This window comes from Oryzobacter terrae (assembly GCF_042756445.1).
In the GTDB taxonomy this organism is placed as follows: domain Bacteria; phylum Actinomycetota; class Actinomycetes; order Actinomycetales; family Dermatophilaceae; genus Oryzobacter; species Oryzobacter terrae.
The window spans coordinates 1,284,597-1,300,506 of the sequence record NZ_CP170578.1; the positions used below are offsets into that span (position 1 = coordinate 1,284,597).

18 protein-coding genes are annotated in these 15,910 nt (G+C 74.1%); 5 read left to right on the forward strand and 13 right to left on the reverse strand.

Going from position 1 to position 15,910, the window contains the following annotated elements:
• Nucleotides 1-8: 8 nt before the first annotated feature.
• Both ACFWN3_RS05945 and ACFWN3_RS05950 read left to right on the forward strand, forming a co-directional pair.
• The gene (locus tag ACFWN3_RS05945; protein WP_377644359.1) at nucleotides 9-299 is read left to right on the forward strand and encodes a WhiB family transcriptional regulator; all 291 of its coding nucleotides are present in this window, start codon (nucleotides 9-11) and stop codon (nucleotides 297-299) included.
• A gap of 186 nt (nucleotides 300-485) precedes the next feature.
• Entirely contained in the window at nucleotides 486-710 is a 225-nt protein-coding gene (locus tag ACFWN3_RS05950) for an RNA-binding S4 domain-containing protein (RefSeq protein WP_377644361.1), read from the forward strand.
• A 205-nt stretch (nucleotides 711-915) separates the two neighbouring features.
• Here ACFWN3_RS05950 and ACFWN3_RS05955 read toward each other — a convergent pair whose 3' ends face one another.
• From ACFWN3_RS05955 to groES, 3 genes are all read right to left on the reverse strand, one after another.
• Nucleotides 916-1,608: an aspartate/glutamate racemase family protein gene (locus ACFWN3_RS05955; RefSeq protein WP_377644362.1), complete on the reverse strand. Its 693-nt coding sequence runs from the start codon at nucleotides 1,606-1,608 to the stop codon at nucleotides 916-918.
• 121 nt (nucleotides 1,609-1,729) lie between these two features.
• Nucleotides 1,730-3,349 carry a chaperonin GroEL gene (gene groL / locus ACFWN3_RS05960; RefSeq protein ID WP_377644364.1) on the reverse strand — a complete coding sequence of 540 codons (1,620 nt, stop codon included), beginning with the start codon at nucleotides 3,347-3,349 and terminating at the stop codon, nucleotides 1,730-1,732.
• Between the two features lie 143 nt (nucleotides 3,350-3,492).
• A complete protein-coding gene (gene groES / locus ACFWN3_RS05965; protein ID WP_345201002.1) occupies nucleotides 3,493-3,786 on the reverse strand; it encodes a co-chaperone GroES in 294 nt (97 codons plus the stop codon).
• Between the two features lie 254 nt (nucleotides 3,787-4,040).
• Between groES and ACFWN3_RS05970 the strand changes: the two genes are divergently transcribed.
• Nucleotides 4,041-5,279, forward strand: a complete 1,239-nt coding sequence (locus ACFWN3_RS05970; protein ID WP_377644367.1) for a class I SAM-dependent methyltransferase — start codon at nucleotides 4,041-4,043, stop codon at nucleotides 5,277-5,279.
• Nucleotides 5,280-5,351: 72 nt separating this feature from the next.
• Here the strand turns inward: ACFWN3_RS05970 and ACFWN3_RS05975 are convergent, their stop codons facing one another.
• A complete protein-coding gene (locus ACFWN3_RS05975) occupies nucleotides 5,352-6,185 on the reverse strand; it encodes a PfkB family carbohydrate kinase (RefSeq protein ID WP_377644369.1) in 834 nt (277 codons plus the stop codon).
• Nucleotides 6,185-7,153 (reverse strand): nucleoside hydrolase, encoded by a 969-nt coding sequence (locus ACFWN3_RS05980; RefSeq protein ID WP_377644371.1) that lies wholly within the window; start codon nucleotides 7,151-7,153, stop codon nucleotides 6,185-6,187. Before ACFWN3_RS05980 ends, ACFWN3_RS05975 begins: the two co-directional genes overlap by 1 nt.
• Nucleotides 7,154-7,233: 80 nt before the next feature.
• Here ACFWN3_RS05980 and ACFWN3_RS05985 point away from each other — a divergent pair, with 80 nt between their 5' ends.
• Both ACFWN3_RS05985 and ACFWN3_RS05990 read left to right on the forward strand, forming a co-directional pair.
• Nucleotides 7,234-8,466, forward strand: coding sequence for a glycoside hydrolase family 3 N-terminal domain-containing protein (locus tag ACFWN3_RS05985; protein ID WP_377644372.1), 1,233 nt, complete (start codon nucleotides 7,234-7,236; stop codon nucleotides 8,464-8,466).
• A gap of 66 nt (nucleotides 8,467-8,532) precedes the next feature.
• The gene (locus tag ACFWN3_RS05990) at nucleotides 8,533-9,609 is read left to right on the forward strand and encodes a DNA polymerase IV (RefSeq protein WP_377644374.1); all 1,077 of its coding nucleotides are present in this window, start codon (nucleotides 8,533-8,535) and stop codon (nucleotides 9,607-9,609) included.
• Nucleotides 9,610-9,619: 10 nt separating this feature from the next.
• Here the strand turns inward: ACFWN3_RS05990 and ACFWN3_RS05995 are convergent, their stop codons facing one another.
• From ACFWN3_RS05995 to alr, 8 genes are all read right to left on the reverse strand, one after another.
• Nucleotides 9,620-10,009 carry a hypothetical protein gene (locus ACFWN3_RS05995; RefSeq protein ID WP_377644376.1) on the reverse strand — a complete coding sequence of 130 codons (390 nt, stop codon included), beginning with the start codon at nucleotides 10,007-10,009 and terminating at the stop codon, nucleotides 9,620-9,622.
• A gap of 138 nt (nucleotides 10,010-10,147) precedes the next feature.
• Nucleotides 10,148-10,846: a DUF4241 domain-containing protein gene (locus tag ACFWN3_RS06000; RefSeq protein ID WP_377644378.1), complete on the reverse strand. Its 699-nt coding sequence runs from the start codon at nucleotides 10,844-10,846 to the stop codon at nucleotides 10,148-10,150.
• Between the two features lie 57 nt (nucleotides 10,847-10,903).
• Nucleotides 10,904-11,947 (reverse strand): tRNA (adenosine(37)-N6)-threonylcarbamoyltransferase complex transferase subunit TsaD, encoded by a 1,044-nt coding sequence (gene tsaD / locus ACFWN3_RS06005; RefSeq protein WP_377644379.1) that lies wholly within the window; start codon nucleotides 11,945-11,947, stop codon nucleotides 10,904-10,906.
• Nucleotides 11,940-12,413, reverse strand: coding sequence for a ribosomal protein S18-alanine N-acetyltransferase (gene rimI, locus ACFWN3_RS06010; RefSeq protein WP_377644381.1), 474 nt, complete (start codon nucleotides 12,411-12,413; stop codon nucleotides 11,940-11,942). Before rimI ends, tsaD begins: the two co-directional genes overlap by 8 nt.
• Entirely contained in the window at nucleotides 12,410-13,075 is a 666-nt protein-coding gene (gene tsaB / locus ACFWN3_RS06015) for a tRNA (adenosine(37)-N6)-threonylcarbamoyltransferase complex dimerization subunit type 1 TsaB (RefSeq protein WP_377644383.1), read from the reverse strand. The genes rimI and tsaB overlap by 4 nt, the downstream gene beginning before the upstream one ends.
• Nucleotides 13,069-13,563 (reverse strand): tRNA (adenosine(37)-N6)-threonylcarbamoyltransferase complex ATPase subunit type 1 TsaE, encoded by a 495-nt coding sequence (gene tsaE / locus ACFWN3_RS06020; RefSeq protein WP_377644385.1) that lies wholly within the window; start codon nucleotides 13,561-13,563, stop codon nucleotides 13,069-13,071. The genes tsaB and tsaE overlap by 7 nt, the downstream gene beginning before the upstream one ends.
• Nucleotides 13,560-14,732, reverse strand: coding sequence for an alpha/beta fold hydrolase (locus ACFWN3_RS06025; RefSeq protein ID WP_377644387.1), 1,173 nt, complete (start codon nucleotides 14,730-14,732; stop codon nucleotides 13,560-13,562). Before ACFWN3_RS06025 ends, tsaE begins: the two co-directional genes overlap by 4 nt.
• Nucleotides 14,732-15,904: an alanine racemase gene (gene alr, locus ACFWN3_RS06030; RefSeq protein ID WP_377644389.1), complete on the reverse strand. Its 1,173-nt coding sequence runs from the start codon at nucleotides 15,902-15,904 to the stop codon at nucleotides 14,732-14,734. The genes ACFWN3_RS06025 and alr overlap by 1 nt, the downstream gene beginning before the upstream one ends.
• Nucleotides 15,905-15,910 lie beyond the last annotated feature (6 nt).

The window sequence follows — 15,910 nt, forward strand, 5'->3', positions numbered from 1 at the left end:
GAGGACACATGGCCGAGATCACCAGACTTCCTGGTCCCGTGGCCGACCTGTGGGACTGGCAGCTCGAGGGCTCGTGCCGTCGGGTCGGTCCCGAGGTGTTCTTCCACCCCGAGGGCGAGCGCGGGAGCAAGAGACGCACCCGTGCGAGCGCAGCGAAGGAGATCTGTCTCACCTGTCCGGTCCTGCAGCAGTGTCGCAGCCACGCCTTGTCCGTCCGCGAGCCCTACGGGGTCTGGGGCGGTCTCACCGAGGACGAGCGCGAGTCGCACTACGGCAGGGACCGGCACATCGCCTCCTGACCCTTCGGTGACCAAGGGGTGGTCACCGTCGCCCGGCCCCGGGGGCGAGGAGAGGTCGGGGCCGCAGGACCGCAGGTGGCCCGCCACCGGCCACCGCAGTCCAGCGGCCCCGACCCGAACTTCCCGCTCGAGCCCGTCGCACCGCGCGACGGGCTCGAGCGCGTGCGCGGCGGCTAGCCTGCTCGGGTGAGCGCGCCCATCGAGGTTCCCATCCGCGACGAGTCGATCCGCCTCGGTCAGCTGCTCAAGCTCGCCGGGGTCGTCGACGACGGCGCCACGGCGCGCGAGACCATCGAGCGCGGGCTCGTCACCGTCAACGGCGAGGTCGACACGCGCCGGGGCCGCCAGGTCCGCGTCGGCGACGTCGTGACGCTCGAGGACCAGACCTTCACCATCACCGCCGAGCCCTGAGCCCCGAGCCCTCAGGCTCCGACCACACACCGTGGCTCGGGGATGCGCCCGGTGCTCGCCCTCCGTCGAGGTATTCACCCGGCGTGGGGCACTGCTCGAATACCTCGACCCGCGGCCGGCGCCCCCCTCGAGGCCCGTGCTCGTCCTCCGTCGAGGTTTTCACCGGGCGAGGTGCACCGCTCGAATACCTCGAACCAGCGGAGGGTCAGTCGGCGCAGAGCCAGTCGACGCCGGCGGCGACGTGCAGCGCCGTCGTGTCGTGGAACGGGAGCGAGCCGTCCCCGGGCTCGAGGAGGAGGTCGATCTCGGTGCACCCGAGGACGACCGCCTCGGCCCCGGCGGCGGCGAGCCGGTCGACGACCTCGAGGTAGGCCGCCCGGGACTCCTCGCGCACGACGTCGTGGACGAGCTCGTCGTAGATGACCCGGTGCACCAGGTCGCGGTCGTCGGCGTCCGGCACGACGACCTCGAGCCCGCGCTCGCGCAGCCGCCCGACGTAGAAGCCCTCCTCCATCGTGAACCGCGTCGCCAGCAGCCCGACCCGCCGGTGCCCGTCGGCCAGCAGCGCGTCGGCGGTGGGGTCGGCGATGTGCAGCAGCGGCACGCCGGCGGCGTCCTCGACGGCCCCGGCGACCTTGTGCATCGTGTTCGTGGCCAGCAGCAGCGCCTGTGCCCCGCCGGCCGCCAGCCCTCGGGCGGCCGCGGTGAGCACCGCCGTCGCGGCGTCCCAGTCGCCGTCGTGCTGGGCCCGCGCCACCGGGTCGAAGTCGACGCTGTGGAGCAGGAGCCGTGCCGAGTGCAGCCCCCCGAGCCGCGCCGCGACGCCCTCGTTGAGCCCGCGGTAGTACGACAGCGTGCTCGTCCAGCTCATCCCGCCGAGCACCCCGAGCAGCCTCATGCCCGCGAGCCTACGACCGGACCGGCGCCGACGCCCGGGACGACGGATGCCGCCCGCCCCGGGTGGGCGGACGGCATCCGGTGTGGTGCTGGTGCGCCTCACGGCGCGAGGGGGGTGGGGCTCAGTGGCCGTGCCCGTGGCCGTGGCCACCGGAGGCGCCGGCCGGCTCCTCCTCCTTCTTCTCCACGACGAGCGTGTCGGTGGTGAGCACCATCGACGCGATCGACGCGGCGTTGCGCAGCGCGGAGCGGGTGACCTTGACCGGGTCGATGACGCCGGCCTTCACGAGGTCCTCGTACTCGCCCGTGGCGGCGTTGAGGCCCATGCCGGACGCGAGGTCCTGGACCTTGGCGACCGCGACGTAGCCCTGGAGGCCCGCGTTCTCGGCGATCCAGCGCAGCGGCTCGGCCGCGGCCTTGCGCACGATGGAGGCGCCGACCTTCTCGTCACCCTCGAGGTCGAGGCCGTCGAGCACCTTGACGGCCTGGATGAGGGCCGAGCCGCCACCGGCGACGATGCCCTCCTCGATGGCCGCGCGGGTCGCCGAGATGGCGTCCTCGATGCGGTGCTTCTTCTCCTTGAGCTCGACCTCGGTGTGGGCGCCGACCTTGATGACGCACACGCCACCGGCGAGCTTGGCGAGGCGCTCCTGGAGCTTCTCGCGGTCCCAGTCGGAGTCGGTGCGCTCGATCTCCTGCTTGATCTGGTTGACCCGGCCGGTGACCTCCTCGTGGTCGCCCGCGCCGTCGATGATGACGGTCGAGTCCTTGGTCACGACGACGCGGCGGGCCTGGCCCAGCGTCTCGAGCTCGACGGCGTCGAGCTTGAGGCCGACCTCCTCGGCGACGACCTGGCCGCCGGTGAGGGTCGCGATGTCCTGGAGCATCGCCTTGCGGCGGTCCCCGAAGCCGGGCGCCTTGACGGCGACGACGTTGAACGTGCCGCGCATCTTGTTGACGACGAGCGTGGACAGGGCCTCGCCGTCGACGTCCTCGGCGATGACGAGGAGCGGCTTGCCGGCCTTGACGACCTTCTCGAGCACCGGGAGGACGTCGGCGATGGCCGAGATCTTGCCCTGGTGGATGAGGACGTAGGCGTCCTCGACGACGGCCTCCATGCGCTCGGGGTCCGAGACGAAGTAGGGGCTGATGTAGCCCTTGTCGAACTGCATGCCCTCGGTGAACTCGAGCTCGGTGGAGGCGGTCGAGGACTCCTCGACGGTGATGACGCCGTCCTTGCCGACCTTGTCGAACGCGTCGGCGATCGTGGCGCCGATCTCCTGGTCCTGCGCGGAGAGCGAGGCGACCTGGGCGATCTCGTCCTTGGACTCGATCTCGCGGGCCGTCCTCAGCAGCTCCTCGGACACGGCCTCGACGGCCTTGTCCATGCCGCGCTTGAGCCCGGACGGCGAGGCGCCGGCGGCGACGTTGCGCAGGCCCTCGTGGACCATGGCCTGGGCGAGGACGGTCGCGGTCGTCGTGCCGTCACCGGCGACGTCGTTGGTCTTGGTCGCGACCTCCTTCGCGAGCTGGGCGCCGAGGTTCTCGTAGGAGTCCTCGAGCTCGATCTCGCGGGCGATGGTCACGCCGTCGTTCGTGATCGTGGGGGCGCCCCACTTCTTGTCGATGACGACGTTGCGGCCCTTGGGGCCGAGCGTCACCTTGACGGCGTTCGCGAGGGCGTCGACGCCCCGCTCGAGCGCCTTGCGGGCGGAGTCGTTGAACTCCAGTTCCTTGGCCATTGCTGTCCTTCTCGGTCGTGGGTGCCGGACGCGGGCGACGTGCGCCCGCCGGCATGGGTGCTGCGGTCGGGAGAGCCGGACGCGCCCCGGTGGCACCCGGTCAAGGTGCGCACCGGGGCGCGGTCACGGCGAAGGGTGCTGCGTCAGCCGACGACGGCGAGGACGTCGCGGGCGGAGAGGATGAGGTACTCCTCGCCGCCGTGCTTGATCTCGGTGCCGCCGTACTTGCTGTAGATGACCCGGTCGCCGACCTGGACGTCGAGCGGGACCCGGTTGCCCTTGTCGTCGATGCGACCCGGGCCGACGGCGAGGACCTCGCCCTCCTGGGGCTTCTCCTTCGCGGTGTCCGGGATGACCAGACCGGAAGCAGTGGTCTGCTCGGCCTCGAGGCTCTTGATGACGATGCGGTCCTCGAGCGGCTTGATGGAAACCGACACGGTGTGCTCCTCCCCTGTGGGGTGAGTCGAAGTGGACGGGACTGCGTTCCCGGAGCCGCTCTCGCCGTCGCGGGGGTCGATCCCGACCCGGGTTCGCTGGCACTCACCGTGGGTGAGTGCCAATGAGGCAAATCTAGGTCGCGCGTTAGCACTCGGTCAACTCGAGTGCCAACACGCGGTCATCCGACGGCGGCCGACGGCCCTCGGCCGGGCGTGGCCGGGAGCGCTCGGGGGCAGTGGCAGGATGTCGCGCCGTGGACGTCGGGATCGTGCGGACCCTCGGGAGCCCCGAGGGCAAGGAGCTGCTGCGCTCCCTGCCGCCGTACGACGAGGCGCAGGTCATGCCGCTGCAGGACCGCCTGCGCCGCGAGGGCCACCCCGCCGAGCTCGTCGCCGCGGTCCTGACCCAGCAGCGCCTCCGCGCCCGGGCGGTCGCGAAGTTCGGCGAGTTCGCCGACGAGATGCTCTACACCGCCGACGGCCTCGAGCAGGCCTCCCGCCTCGAGGTCGCCGCCACCCACGCGGGACGGTTCTACAACGCGAGCCTGGCCACCGTGCACGACCTCGGCTGCGGCATCGGCGCCGACGCCGTCGCGATGTCGGCCCTCGGCGTCACGGTGCAGGGCGTCGACATCGACCCGGTGACCGCCGCCGTCGCCGACATCAACCTGCGGCCCTGGCCCGACTCGCGGGCCCGGGTCGGGCTCGCCGAGGAGTTCGAGCCGCCGCGCGACCCGCTGCGCTCGCGGGTCGGGGTGTGGCTCGACCCGGCCCGTCGCGTGCCCGGGGTCACCGGGCGGCACGGACGGATCAAGCGCGTGTTCCGGCTCGACGAGATCCGCCCCACGTGGGACTTCGTCGTTCAGGTCGCCACGGCCGTGCCGGCCACGGGCGCCAAGCTGTCGCCCTCGATGCCCAAGGACGCGATCCCGCTCGGGACCGAGGCGCAGTGGACCTCCTTCGCCGGTGAGGTCCTCGAGTGCGCGGTGTGGTGGGGGCCCCTCGCCCAGCGACCGGGACGCAGCGCGCGCATCCTCGGGCCGAACCACTCCCCCGTCGAGGTCGACCAGTCGATGGCCGAGCCCGACGTGCCGACGACCGCGTCGCTCTCGGCCGTGGGGCCGTGGCTCTACGAGCCCGACCGGGCGGTGACCCAGGCCGGGCTGCTCGGCGCGGTGACCGCCGCGACGCTCGGCAGCGAGGTCGACCCCGGGCTCGGGTACGTCGTCTCCGACGCCGAGGTCGACGTCGACTTCGCCCGTCGCTACGCGGTGCGCGAGGCCTTCCCGTTCTCCGTGAGGTCGCTGCGGGCGTGGCTGGCCCAGCACGGGGTCACCGGCCTGACGATCAAGAAGCGCGGGGTGCGCCTGGACGACGACGAGCTGCGCCGCCAGCTGCGGATCGGCCGCAAGGCCGGCGACGGCGCCCAGGCGACCGTCATCCTCACCCGGGTCGCCGGCCAGCAGGCCGTCCTCGTCGTCGACCTCGCCTGACCGCGAGTCCCCCGTCGCCCGACCACCGCTGCGACGGGTGGGGGTGCGCGGGCCCGAGCGCGGCGGACCGGGTCAGAGGGCGGGATCGGGCTGGGCCCCGACGTGACGGACCGCGTCGGCCCCGGCGGCCAGGGCGGCGGCCAGGGCCTCCTCCCGCTCGGCCCCCCGCGCCAGCGCCGCGGCGAGGGCACCGCAGAACGCGTCCCCCGCACCGGTCGTGTCGAGGACGTCGCGCGCCTCGACGGCCTGCGCCGGCGCGGTCTCGCCGTCCCACGAGGCCCCGTTGGCGCCGAACGTCACGAGCAGCGAGCGCGGCTCGGCGCCGGCCTCGGCGAGCGCCTGCATCTCGTGCTCGTTGGCGACGACGGGGTCGGCCAGGGCCACGACGTCCGGGGGCAGCGCCGCGTACGGAGCCGTGTTGAGGACCACGCGCGCGCCCCGCCCGGCGGCCCGGCGGACCGCGGTGCAGACGACCGCCCGGGGGACCTCGAGCTGGACGAGCAGGACGTCCCCGGCTCCGAGGGCGTCGACCGCCGCGACCTCGCGCTCGTCGAGGAGGTCGTTGGCACCGGGGACGACGACGATCGAGTTCTCGCCGTCGTCGGAGACCGCGATGAGGGCGTGCCCGCTCGGCGCACCCTCGACGACGCGCACCCCCGTGACGTCGACCCCCCGGGCCGTGAGGCGCTCGCGGTAGGCGGCCCCGCCCTCGTCGTCGCCGACGCAGCCGACCATCGCGACCTCGGCCCCTGCCGCCGCCGCGGCCACCGCCTGGTTGGCGCCCTTGCCGCCCGCGAGCCGCTGCAGTCCCTCCCCGAGGACGGTCTCGCCCGGCCTCGGGTGGCGCTCGACGCGGGTGACGAGGTCGACGTTGAGCGACCCGAGGACGAGGACGCGCCCGGGCATCAGACCTCGCCCCGCACCGTGCGCAGCCACAGCTCGGCGATGCGTGGCCCGTCGATCCCGAGGGCGACGTCGACCTGGGCGGGCGCGAGGCCGTGCGGGTCGTGGTGCATGTCGCCGCTCCAGTCACGGGTGTCGACGACCGTGCGGCCCCGGGTCCACGTGCCGGTGAGCTCGACGCGCACGGGGCGGCGCTCGGTGCGGACCGCGTCGGGCAGCAGCATCATCGCCACCGCGCCGGCGTCGCCGATCGTCGCGCCGGCGTTGGCGAAGCGGCGGTGGTGGAAGGAGATGAGCCCGGCGGCGAGGTCGGCGACGGGGGTCCCGAGCGCGCGCAGCCCCTCGACGTCGGCATCGGTGACGAGGGGGTCGTAGAACACGTCGAGGCCGTACATCGCGACGGTCACGTCGTGGGTGGCGCAGGCGTCGAGGACGATGGCGGCTGCCTCGGGGTCGTGGAAGACGTTGAACTCCGCCGCGGCGGTCGCGTTGCTGATCCGGGCGCCCCCGCCCATGAACACGATCCGGCCGATCCGGGCGAACGCGGCGGGGTGCACACGCGCCAGCAGGGCGAGGTTCGTCATCGGCGCCAGCGGCACGACCGTGACCCGCTCGTCATCGGGGGCGGCCTCGATGACGTCGCGCAGGAGGTCCAGCGCCGTGCGCGCGTCCGGGGTGAGGGTGGGCGCGGGGAGCCCGAGGTCGGCCATGCCGTCGGAGCCGTGGACGTGCCGGGCGTCGACCGGCTCCTCGAGGAGCGGGCGCGCGGCGCCGACGCCGACCGGGACGCCGCCGCACCCCGCGGTCTCGAGGACCCGCAGCGTGTTGCGCACGACGTCGTCGAGCGGCGCGTTGCCGCCGACGCAGGTGACGGCGCGCAGGTCGAGCCCGGGGTGGAGGGCGGCGAGGAGCAGGGCGCAGGCGTCGTCGACGCCGGTGTCGACGTCGAGGACGACGGGGATCGCGGACATGGCCACGATCATGGCCGATGCCCCGGCCGCGGTCACCTGCGCATTCGGAGGGCGGCGGGGGGATCACGTAGCGTCGTCGGGTGACGTCCCGGCCCCGCTCCGCCCGCGCCCGCACCGCGCTCGCCGTCGGTGGCGTGCTCGTGACCGTCGCCGGGTGCTCGGGGGGCGAACCCACCGCGGCGCCCTCGGCCTCCCCCGTCCCGTCGTCCTCGACGCCGTCGGCCACCCCGACCCCGAGCGAGACCCCCGCCTCCTGCGCCGAGCTCACCGGCGAGGCCCTCTCGCCCGACCAGCGGCTCGGGCAGCTGCTCATGGTGGGGCTCGACACCAACGCGTCGCGGTCCTCCCTCGACGACCTCGTCACCGACGAGCACGTGGGGAACGTCATCTACCTCGGGGGCTGGGAGGGCGCGGCCAAGGTCGCGCGGACCTCGACGCACCTCAACGACCTCGTGTCGACGAAGGCCACCGGCGACGTCGGCCTGATGATCGCCGCCGACCAGGAGGGCGGCATCGTCCACCAGCTGCGCGGCGACGGGTTCACCCGACCCCCGAAGGCCCTCGACCAGGCCGAGCTCGAGCCGGCCGCGCTGACCAAGGACGCCTCCGGCTGGGCCCGGGAGATGAAGGCGGTCGGCGTCAACGTCAACCTCGCCCCCGTCGCCGACACCGTGCCGAAGGACATCGGTCGCGCCAACGAGCCCATCGGCAGGTGGGGCCGGCAGTACGGGTCCGACCCGAAGACCGTCGCGACGTACTCGGTGGCCTTCCTCCGCGGCATGCTCGACGAGGGGGTCGAGGGCGCCGTCAAGCACTTCCCCGGCCTGGGCCGGGTGCGCAACAACACCGACTTCTCGTCGTCGGGGATCACCGACGACGTCGCCACCGCCGACGACCCCTTCCTCGAGCCCTTCCGCGCGAACATCGAGGCCGGCGTCGGCCTCGTCATGATGTCGTCGGCGCGCTACCCGAAGCTCGACGCGAAGAACCCCGCGATGTTCTCGGAGCGGATCGTCACCGGGCTGCTGCGCGAGGACCTCGGCTACGACGGGGTCGTCATCACCGACGACGTCAACGCCGAGGCCCTGCGCGACGTCCCGCCGGGCGACCGCGCCACCCGGCTCGTCGATGCGGGGGGTGACGTCGTCCTCACCGGGAAGGCGTCGGACGCCGACGAGATGATCGAGGCGCTGGCCGAGAAGGCCTCTGCCGAGCCGGAGTTCGCGGACAAGGTCGATGCGTCCGTCCAGCGGGTCCTCGCCCTCAAGGACCGGATGGGGCTGCTGCCCTGCTCCGCGGGCGACGCGAACTAGCCCCTGCGGCCCGCCGGCGACGAGCCCTTCCTCCCGCCTGTCGGTCCCGTCCGCCACGATGGGGCCATGCCCCGATGGGTCCTGCACGTCGACATGGACCAGTTCATCGCGGCGGTGGAGGTGCTCCGCCGCCCCGAGCTCGCCGGCCTGCCCGTCGTCGTCGGGGGTCGCGGTGACCCCACCGAGCGGGCGGTGGTGTCGACGGCCTCCTACGAGGCCCGGGTCTTCGGCGTCCGGTCCGGGATGCCGTTGCGCACCGCGCTGAAACGCTGTCCCGAGGCCGTGTTCCTCCCCGTCGACAAGCCGGCCTACGACGCCGCGTCGGCGGTCGTCATGGACACGCTGCGAGCCGTCCCGGGCGCCGTCGTCGAGGTCCTCGGCTGGGACGAGGCGTTCGTCGGGATCACGGTCGAGGACCCCGATGACGTCGCGCACCGGATCCAGCGCGACGTCCTCGCCGCGACGGACCTCCACTGCTCCGTGGGGATCGGCGACACCAAGGTCCGGGCGAAGATCGCCACCGAGTTCGGCAAGCCCCGTGGCACCTTCCGGCTGACCCGCGAGACGTGGACCGAGGTCATGGGCGACAAGCCGACCCAGGAGCTCTGGGGCGTCGGCAGCCGCATCTCGCAGCGGTTGGCGACGCTCGGCATCCTCACCGTCACCGACCTCGCCACGGCCGAGGATGCCCTGCTGGCAACGGAGTTCGGCCCGCAGTCCGGGCCGTGGCTGCGCGAGCTGGGACAGGGCGAGGGTGCGTCGGAGGTCGACGACACCCCGTGGGTCCCGCGGGCCCACGGACGCGAGACCACCTACCAGCGCGACCTCGCGACCCCCGACGAGGTCGCCGGGGCCGTGCGGTCGCTGGCGGAGCAGGTGGTCGAGGACATCACCGCCGAGGGTCGTGCCTGTGCCCGGGTCCACCTCAAGGTCCGGTTCGTGCCCTTCTTCACGGTCAACCGCTCGCGCAAGCTCGCGGAACCGACCTCGGACCCGCAGGTCATCGCGCGGACGGCCCTCGACCTCTACGAACGGCTCGACGACGCCCGCCCGGTCCGGTTGCTCGGCGTGCGGGCCGAGATGGTGCCGCCCGACGGCGGCTACGACGCGCCGCGCACGCACGGCAGGCGCGGGATGCCCTGAGGTCGAGCGGTCAGCCGGCGGCGCAGTCGCTGTCGTCGCGGTACTCCTCGCGGCGACACGCGCCGTCGACGAGGGCACGCTCCCCCAGGTCGGAGGCGAGCGTCCCGGTGAGCGTGTAGCTGATCCCCACGTCGTCGCACGACCCGGCGCTCTGCCACGCGAACACGGTGGCGACCACCTCCCGCTCGGTCTCCTCGAGCTCGAGCCGCGAGCCGTCCTGGCAGGCGCTGCCGATGTACGTCACCTCGACCGTGCGCCCGGTGACGTCCGGTGGCTTGACGAACGGCGTGGGGTGGCCGCGCGAGGCGCCGAACCACCAGAGGACCCCGGCGACGAGGCCGACCGCGAGCGCGACGACGACGGCGCTCGCCAGCACCGTCAGCAGCCGTGTCCGCGTCATCCGCACCTCCGGTCTCGGGACCCTGTGGCGCCAGCGTGACGGCGGACGGTCGCCCGGGCCATCCGTCGATCGGACACGACGGCTCGGCCGGACGGACGCGGGGGCGCGATGTCGTGTGACCGCGGGCCGCCGCGATGGTCAGGATGTGAGGTCCAGACCCTCCGGCGGCACGACCATCAGGTCGACGTGCACCTCGAGGAGGACGCCCGCCTCGTCGTACGTCCGAAGGAGCGGGTACAAGCCGTCCCCCCACCCCGAGTGGGTGAGCACGACGTTCTCGCCGTTCGTCGCGAGGGGCAGCGCGATGTTCGCCGACCCCGCGCGCAGGTGGGACGGGTCGTCCATGAGCCCGAACCACCCCCCTCCCTCGTCCGGCTCGAAGAGGTCGTCGTACCAGCCGGAGCCACCGGTTCCGGGTGGGTCCTGCGGTGGCATCCCGGAGGTCACCGCCGCGGCGTCGACGAACGCGACGGTGGCGGTGTCGACCGGCACGCCGTAGAAGGCGTCCGGGTCGTCCGGGGGCGCCGCTCCGTCAGGGGCGACGACCTCGAGTCGCACCGGGATGCCGTCGGCGACCCGGAGCGTGAGGTAGGCCTCCCGCAGGTGGCTCCCGTCGAGCGCCTCCGAGACGTCGGCGATGGTGAGGTGGACGGGGTACGAGCCCGGGGGGACCGACGTCGTCAGGGGGTCGTCCAGCCGGACGAACGGGTCGGTGGCACCCAGCACCCCGCTCGGGACCACGAGCACGCCGAGGTCGACGGTCGTCAGGTCGTACTCGCGGCCACCCCCGGCCACGCGCCCGGTCACCCCGGCACGGACGTCCCCCACCTCGAACATGCCGACACGCTACCGACGGTGGCCGGGGCGTGGAGGACCCGCTCCGGCCGAGGTGGCTCAGGCGGAGACCTCGGTGACCGGCATCGAGGAGTCGGCGGGGATGGAGAGGTCGGACGGCGGGCGCCCCTTGAGGACCATCTGCGCGCCGAGGGCCGCGACCATCGCCCCGTTGTCGGTGCACAGGCCGGGCCGCGGCACGCGCAGCTCGATGCCGGCGGCGTCGCAACGCTCCTGGGCCATCGCCCGCAGGCGGGAGTTCGCCGCCACCCCGCCGCCGATCTGGAGGTGGCCGACGCCGTGCTCGCGGCACGCGAGGATCGCCTTGCGGGTCAGCACGTCGGTGACGGCCTCCTGGAAGGACGCGGCGACGTCAGCGACCGGAACCGGCTCTCCGGCGGCCTCCTTCGCCTGCACCCACCGCGACACGGCGGTCTTCAGCCCGGAGAACGAGAAGTCGAACCGGTGCCGCTCCATGTCGCGGCCGGTCGTCAGGCCGCGGGGGAAGTCGATGACGACCCGGCCGTCGCGCGCCATCCGGTCGATGTGCGGGCCGCCCGGGAACGGCAGGCCGAGCACGCGCGCGACCTTGTCGAAGGCCTCCCCGGCGGCGTCGTCGATCGTCGAGCCGAGGCTGCGCACGTCGTGGGTGACGTCGGGGACGAGGAGGAGCGAGGAGTGCCCGCCGGAGACGAGCATCGCGAGGGTCGGCTCGGGCAGCGGGCCGTGCTCGACGATGTCGACGGCCACGTGGGAGGCGAGGTGGTTGACGCCGTGGAGCGGGACGCCGAGGGCGAGTGCGAGGGCCTTCGCCGAGGCGACCCCGACCATGAGGGCGCCGGCCAGCCCCGGACCCGCGGTCACCGCGACCGCGTCGAGGTCGCGCAGCGACACCCCCGCGGTCGTGCAGGCACGCTCGATCGTCGGGACCATCGCCTCGAGGTGGGCGCGGCTCGCGACCTCGGGCACGACCCCACCGAAGCGGGCGTGCTCGTCGACACTGCTCGCGATGGCGTCGACGAGGAGCGTCTCGCCGCGCACGATCCCGACGCCGGTCTCGTCGCACGACGTCTCGATGCCGAGGACCAGGGGCGCGTCAGCCATCGCGGGGCTCCCTCCCGGAGAGTGTCTTTCGCAGGACGAGCGCGTCGACGTCACCCGGTTGGTAGTAGCGCCGACGCGTGGTGACCAGGAGGTAGCCGGCTCGCTCGTAGAGCGCCCGGGCGGCGGTGTTGTCGGCCCGCACCTCGAGCATGACGTGGGACGCGCCGCGCTCGGCCGCCCGCCGCTCGAGCTCGGTCAGCAGGGCCGCGCCGAGCCCGCGGCCCCGGGCCCGCGTCGCCGTCGCGACCGTCATGACGTCGGCGGTGTCGCCGCCGTGGTCGAGCCCGGCGTAGCCGAGGACGCCGGCCGCGTCCTCGGCCACGACGTAGTCCCGGCGCGGGCGGCCGGCCAGCTCGTTCCACCAGGACGGCGTCGACCAGGCGTCGTGCGGGAAGAGCTCGCGCTCGAGGTCGGCGAGGGCGGGGACGTCGGTCCAGCGCGCCTCACGCAGTGCCACGGCGTTCACGGCCGCGCCCGCTCGGCGGTGGTGAGGGCATCGGGGCGGCGCAGGTAGAGCGGCTCGACCGGCATCGCGAGCCCGGCCACCACCCCGCGCCCGGCGAGGAGCGCGAGCAGGCCGGCGTCGACGTCGAGCGGTTCGGTGGCCTCCCCGAAGAGGTCGGGGTAGAGCAGCGGGCCCCGGCCGGCCGTGGGCAGCGCGCGAAGCTCGTCGGGGACCTCGGCGGGCCGGTCGACGGCGGGGCCGACCTCACGCTCGGCGCGGCCGTCCGCGACGGCGTAGGTGGTCCAGTAGACCTCGCGGCGACGGGCGTCGGTGGCGACGAGCAGCCGTGGGCCCTCGACGCGCCCCGTGGCCACGGCCTCGTGGGCGAGGACGTCGAGCGAGCAGAGCCCGTGCACGGGGATCCCGAGCGCGTGACCCATCGTGACGGCGGTGACCATCCCCACCCGCAGCCCGGTGAACGGCCCGGGTCCGGTGCCCACCGCGACACCGGTGAGGTCACCCATCGCGGTCCCGGTCTCGGACAGCACCGTCTCGACGAGCGGCGCGAGGTGCTCGGTGTGGCCGCGGGCGTCGAGGCGCGAGCGGCTGACGACGAGGTCGGATCCGTCGGAGAGGCCGACGGCGATCGCGGAGGTCGAGGTGTCGATGCCGAGGATCAGCACGGGGTGCCCCCGAGGGTGGCGAGGGTGGCGGTGGCGTCGTCGGTGGCCCACCGTCCGCCGATCCCGGTCACGGTCGCCGTGCGGACCTCGCTCGCGGGGTCGACGTCGAGGACGACCTCGAGGCGGTCCTCGCTGAGGTCCTCGGCGACCCCGTGGCCCCACTCGACGACGGTGACCGACGACGCGACGTCGGCGTCGAGGTCGAGGTCGTCGAGCTCGAGCGACCCGGCGAGCCGGTAGGCGTCGACGTGGACCAGGGGCGGACCCTCGACGAGGGACGGGTGGACCCGGGCGATGACGAACGTCGGCGAGGTCACCGGGCCACGGACGCCCAGGCCCTCACCCAGGCCCTGCGTCAGCGTCGTCTTGCCCGCGCCCAGCCCTCCGGTGAGGACGACGAGGTCACCGGGCGCCAGCAGCCGCCCGAGCACCAGGCCGAGCGCCTGCGTCTCGTCGACCGTGGCGAGGACGACCCGCTGCGCGCTCACGACGCGGCCTCCCGGCCACCACGCCGCCCACGGGTGGAACGGGCCTTGGCCATCCGGCGCTTCTTCGAGATGTCCTGCACGGTGCGCCGCACCCGCGGCTTGCTGCTGACCGGCAGCCCTTCGGCGACCGCGCGCTGGGCGCGGGAGATGAGCATGAGCAGCTGCTGAGTGACGACGGTGGGGTGCTCGAGCTGGATGATGTGGCCGGCGTCCTCGACGACGACGTGCTCGGCGCCCGGGACGCGGCGGACGATCTCCTCCGAGTGGGAGGGCGGCGTGATGAGGTCGCCCGCCCCGTTCATCACGAGCGTCTCGATGCCGGTGAGCGCCCCGAGCTGGTCGCCGAGGTCGAGGCGGTCGATGTCGGGGAGGAAGGCCGCCATGACGTCGAAGGACGTCGAGAAGATCATGTCGCCGACGAGGTCGATGAGGTCGGTGCTCACCGGGGAGTCGAAGGCCCACCGCTGCACCGCGAGGTCCTGCACGCCGCGGCCGAGCTTGCGCAGCAGCCCGATCGGGCCGGCGTGCCGCGACATCCGGGTGAGGACGCCCGGCCCCAGCGAGCCCACGACGCGCCCGACCGTGGGCCCGAGCCCGAACTCCGTCATCTCGGCGCCACCGGGGCTCGTCGACACCAGTGCCACGGCCAGGACCCGGTCGCGCACGACGTCGGGGTGCTGCCCGACGTAGGCCATGACCGACATGCCGCCCATCGAGTGGCCCACGAGGACGACCGGGCCACTCGGGCAGGTCGCCTCGAGCACCGTCGCGAGGTCGCGGCCGAGCTGCCCGACGGTACAGTTCTCCAGGGAGGAGACACCCGAGCGTCCGTGCCCGCGCTGGTCGTAGCTGACGACGCGGAACCCCTCGTGGATGAGGGCGCGACGCTGGAGCACCCACGAGCGCATCGACAGGGCGAACCCGTGGACGAGGACGACGGTCGGCATCCGCCCCGTGACGTGGCGGCGGGCGCGGCTCGTCGTCTCGGGGGCGTCGATCTCGACGTGGAGGGACACCCCGTCGTCGGCGTTGACGGTCAGCGACTCCGTGGGCGTGTGGGCCCACCCGTCGGGGGCGTCGACCGAGCGGAAGCCGGCGCGCGCCTGCAGCACGCGCTCGCTCACCGCGTTCGCGGCAGCGCCGAGCGGGGCCAGGGGGCGCAGAGCCATCAGGCCGGTCCCCCGAGGTGGCGGCGGGGCAGGCGCGGTCCCATCCGCGTCACGATCTCGTAGTTGATGGTGCCCGCGGCCTCGGCCCAGTCCTGGGCGGTGGGCTCGCCGTCGACGCCCCGGCCGAGGACGACGACCTCGTCGCCCGGGCCGAGCGTGGAGTCGGGGCCGAGGTCGAGGACGACCTGGTCCATGCAGACGCGGCCGGCCAGCGTGTGGCGGCGGCCGCCCGCGAGGACGGGCCCCCGGTTGCCGGCCGCGCGCGGGATGCCGTCGGCGTACCCGACGGGGACGAGCCCGAGCAGGGTGTCCTGCGTCGTCGTGTACTCGTGGCCGTAGCTGACGCCCTGTCCGGCCCGCGCCGCCTTGACGCCCGCGAGCCGCGCGGTGACCCGCATCGCCTCGCGCAGCCCGAAGTCGGCCGGTGACCCGAGGTCGGGCACCGGCGACAGCCCGTAGACCGCCACGCCCGGACGCACGAGGTCGAAGTGCGCCGACGGGTTGGTGAGCGTCGCGGCCGAGTTCGCGAGGTGGCGCAGCCCGGGGCGGACCCCGGCGCGCTCGAGCTCGGCGACGGCCTCGACGAAGCGCTCCTGCTGGGCGCGGACGGTGGGGTGCTGCGGGGCGTCGGCGTAGGCGAAGTGCGACCAGACGCCGGTGACCTCGATGGCGCCCTCGGCCCGGGCGCGGGCGACGGCGGCGACGACCTCGGACCAGTCGGTGAGGACGCCGTTGCGCCCGAGCCCGGTGTCGACCTTGACCTGCACCCGCGCCGGTCGGCCGAGGGAGCGGGTCGCGGCGAGCACGGACTCGAGGCTCCAGGCGCTGCCGACGGTGACCTCGATGTCGGCCTCGAGGGCGCCGAGGACGTCGGCGCCCGGGGCGAAGAGCCAGGTGAGCAGGGGTGCGGTGACCCCCGCCCGGCGCAGCTCGAGGGCCTCGGCGAGCTGGGCGACCCCGAGCCAGGAGGCGCCACCGTCGAGGGCGGCCCGCGCGCAGGGGACGAGGCCGTGGCCGTAGGCGTCGGCCTTGACGACGGCCATGACCTCGGCGGACCCGGCCCGGCGCGACAGCTCGGCGACGTTGTCGCGGATGGCGGCGAGGTCGACGTCGACCCACGCCGACAGCCCCGTGGTGGCGGGGTCGGTGGGCGGGGCGGGAGTCGTCGTCATGGGCTC